Raw genomic sequence first — 3,173 nt, 5'->3', positions numbered from 1 at the left:
GGGGGGGCTCGGTGCTCACCACCGCCGGGACCGACCGTTCCGCTAGGCGCAGCCCCGCGAGGCGCGTACGGTGGGCCCAGGCAGCCCCAGCTCCCGGTCGCCGTCCTCCCGCACCTCGGGAGGTGGTCCGACCGGAGGCACCGAGCACCCCGACCCGACGGACCCCATGGCACGCACCACCCTCCCCGAGACCGCACCCGAGCCACTGACCGAGTGGCCGTCGCTCGACAGCGACGACCACTTCACGGACGATCCCGCCCTCTAGGAGCGATCCCCCACGGGGCGTCCTGTGCCTCCTCGGCGTCAGGCCGCCGTGCGTGACCGCCGCGATCGGGCCAGCACGAACGGCAACTGCGTCTCGTCCACGACGGGCACCCCGTACCGGAGGGCCTTCCGCACCTTGCCCGACGGGCACGCGACGTCCGCCGCGACGACCAACGACGTCTCGGTCGTGACCGCCGGCCAGACCACGAGCCCGGCCCGCTCGAGCGTCCGCGCGAGGGCGTCCCGCCCCTGGCTGAGCGAACCGGTGAGCGCGACGTGCGCGCCGGGGGCCAACGGACCCACGTCGGGGCGGGCGAGGGTCGGCGTCCGGGGCGCGGACGGGGCCCCGAGCGACTCGTCGAGGCCCTCGATGACCTCGAACTCGTCGAGCTCGTCGTCGTCCGCCGGCCGGGGCGCGCGCTCGAGCACCGACGGCACCAGGGCCGCGTCTCGTCGGTGCGGGGCGATGCCGAGCATCTCGGCCACCGCGTCCACCTGCCGCCGCTCGTCGTCCGAGAGCACGTCGTGCGCCCAGACGGTCGAGACGAGCGAGGCGAAGTAGCGGTCGTGCAGCACGGCCCGCGTCGACCCGTCGAGGCCGAGCTCCGCGGCCAGGGTCGTCAAGTTGCCCTCTTCGGCCGTCGACAGGTACCCGTGGGACAGGGCCTTGTCGAGCATGGCCGCGTACTGGTCCTGCCGACGACCGAGGTCGAGCCGGGGCAGCAGTTCGGTCGCCCGCTCGAGGAACCTCGGCTCGACGGGCGCCGGCTCGACGGACAGGCCGTACACGTCGCGGTCCAGGTCGAGCCCCACGGGGCCCGTCAGGTGCGTGCTGCCGGTGGGACTCGCCGGGGGCACCGCCGCGGGAGCGCTCGGCGTCACGGCGCCGGACGCCGAGAGGACCGAGCCCGCCGAGGGGACCGGGGCGAACTCGGGCACCCGGGCGACGCGGCGCCGGGACCGCCAGGCCGCGCGGCCGGGACCGTGGCCTCCGTCGTCGGCGCCGCCCGCGCCTCCTGCGTACCGGGGGTGAGGGGTGGACCGCGGGGTCTCGGCCGTCGGCCACTGCTGCAGGGCGGCGTAGCGGCCCCAGTCCTGCCACCAGGCCGACTGGGCGTCACCCATGCGCAGGTAGGCGGACAGCAGGCGGGCCGTCGCGGTCGCGTCCGCCAAGGACTCGTGGGCGACGGTGAGGTCGACGTCGATGGCCGCGCAGCAGTCGGCGAGCGTCCGTCCGGCACCGGGCAGGTAGGTGGGGGCGAGCTTCATCGTGCAGAGGGCGCCCGCGCCGTCGGGCCCGAGCGGCGAGACCAGTCCGAGGCGCGCGAACTCGGCCGCCAGGAACTGCGCCTCGAAGCGGGCGTTGTGCGCGACGACGACCCGTCCGCGCAGCCGGTCGCAGAGCTCGTCGACGACGTGCTCGAACCGGGGCGCCCCGCGCACGTCGGCGCTGCGGAGGCCGTGCACGTGGATGGGCCCGAGGTCTCGCGAGGGGTCGACGACGGTCTCGAACGACGCCTCGACCTCACCGTGGGCGTCGAGGTGCACGATGCCGATCTCGATGACCCGGTGGTGTCGCCCGGGCCAGAGACCCGTCGTCTCGACGTCGATGACCGCGTAGCCGCCGTGAACCATGTCATCCCTTTCGTCGGGGCGAGCCTGGCAGGTTGCCCGATGGGCATCCAGCCCGCAATCGGGTGACACCCGTCGTGGGGCGGTGGGGGGACGCGGGGTCCGGAGGCGCGGCTCGGCGCTTCCCGTCGGTCGCGTCGTCCGCCACGATGGAGGGCATGACCGCCGCCCCTGCCTCCGTCACCGCCGCGACCGCCTCCGCCACGGCTCCGGCCGCCTCCGTCACGGCCGTCTGCCGGGTGTCCGCCCTGCTGCCCGACTCGGGCACGATCGGCGTGACCGCGATCGACAAGCGCCCCGTCGACGGGCCCGTGCACGTCCGCCCGCTCGGCCTCCGCGCGGACGTACAGGCCGACCGCAAGCACCACGGCGGTCTCGACCAGGCGGTGTACGTCTTCGCCGACGAGGACGCCGCCCACTTCGCCGAGCTGCTCGGCCGCGAGGTGGCGCCCGGGCTGTTCGGTGAGAACCTGCGGACGTCCGGGGTCGACGTCACCGGCGCCGTGATCGGCGAACGCTGGGCCGTGGGCGAGACCCTCGTGCTCGAGGTCACGAAACCTCGCGTCCCGTGCGGCACGTTCGCCCGCCGACTCGGCGAAGCCATGTGGGTCAAGCGGTTCTACGCCGAGGGCCGCCCCGGCACCTACCTGCGGGTGGTGAAGGCGGGGCCCGTCCAGGCGGGCGACGGGGTCACCGTGCTGTCGCGGCCGTCGCACGGGGTGACGATCGGAGAGGCCTTCACGGGGCTCGAGCCGGACCGGGCCGAGGCCCTGCTCGCAGCCGTCGACGGGCCCGACCGCCTGAGACTCACCGACGAGGTCCGGGGCTTCGCCGAGAAGGCCCTGCGAGGGCGCGTCCCCGCCTGAGCACGGACGGACCCGCTCCACTAGCCTCGACGAATAGGGCCCGGACGGGGCCCGCGCCAGAGGAGGCACCCCATGTTCGAAGCCGAGAACATCCGTGACTGGATCGGCATGCCCGTCGTCGACCCCGACGGCGACAAGGTCGGCTCGCTCGAGAGCATCTACTTCGACACCGCCGCCGACCAGCCCGCCTTCGCCACGGTGACGGCCGGCCTGCTCGGCCGCTCGCGTCTGGTCTTCGTGCCGTTGCAGGGCGCGGTCGTCGCCCCCAAGCACCTCAAGGTGCAGTTCGCCAAGAAGCTCGTCAAGGACGCCCCGTCGATCGAGACCGACGGCGAGCTCGAGGCCGCCCGCGAGCCCGCCGTGTTCGAGCACTACGGCCTGGTGTACCAGACCGGCGCGGCCGGCGAGCGA

General features: G+C 74.6%; 3 protein-coding genes. 2 read left to right on the top strand and 1 reads right to left on the bottom strand.

Annotated features, from left to right (window positions below; genetic code table 11):
* Positions 1 to 303 precede the first annotated feature (303 nt).
* Positions 304 to 1,899, bottom strand: coding sequence for an exonuclease domain-containing protein (locus tag ASE87_RS00660; protein WP_056225101.1), 1,596 nt, complete (start codon positions 1,897 to 1,899; stop codon positions 304 to 306).
* A 155-nt stretch (positions 1,900 to 2,054) separates the two neighbouring features.
* Between ASE87_RS00660 and ASE87_RS00655 the strand changes: the two genes are divergently transcribed.
* Together ASE87_RS00655 and ASE87_RS00650 are read left to right on the top strand one after the other, a co-directional pair.
* Positions 2,055 to 2,762 carry an MOSC domain-containing protein gene (locus ASE87_RS00655; RefSeq protein WP_043596810.1) on the top strand — a complete coding sequence of 236 codons (708 nt, stop codon included), beginning with the start codon at positions 2,055 to 2,057 and terminating at the stop codon, positions 2,760 to 2,762.
* A gap of 72 nt (positions 2,763 to 2,834) precedes the next feature.
* Positions 2,835 to 3,173: PRC-barrel domain-containing protein (locus ASE87_RS00650; protein ID WP_056226700.1), on the top strand; the 339-nt coding region annotated here is incomplete at its 3' end.

Source organism: Frigoribacterium sp. Leaf44, assembly GCF_001421865.1.
GTDB lineage: Bacteria > Actinomycetota > Actinomycetes > Actinomycetales > Microbacteriaceae > Frigoribacterium.
Note: the sequence above shows the minus strand (reverse complement) of the source record. Positions and strands in the feature narration are given on the sequence as shown.

What these genes read in the sequence shown, in the direction of transcription:
- ASE87_RS00660 (WP_056225101.1), bottom strand. Translation starts at nt 1,899, where the DNA reads ATGGTTCACGGCGGCTACGCGGTCATCGACGTCGAGACGACGGGTCTC.
- ASE87_RS00655 (WP_043596810.1), top strand. Translation starts at nt 2,055, where the DNA reads ATGACCGCCGCCCCTGCCTCCGTCACCGCCGCGACCGCCTCCGCCACG.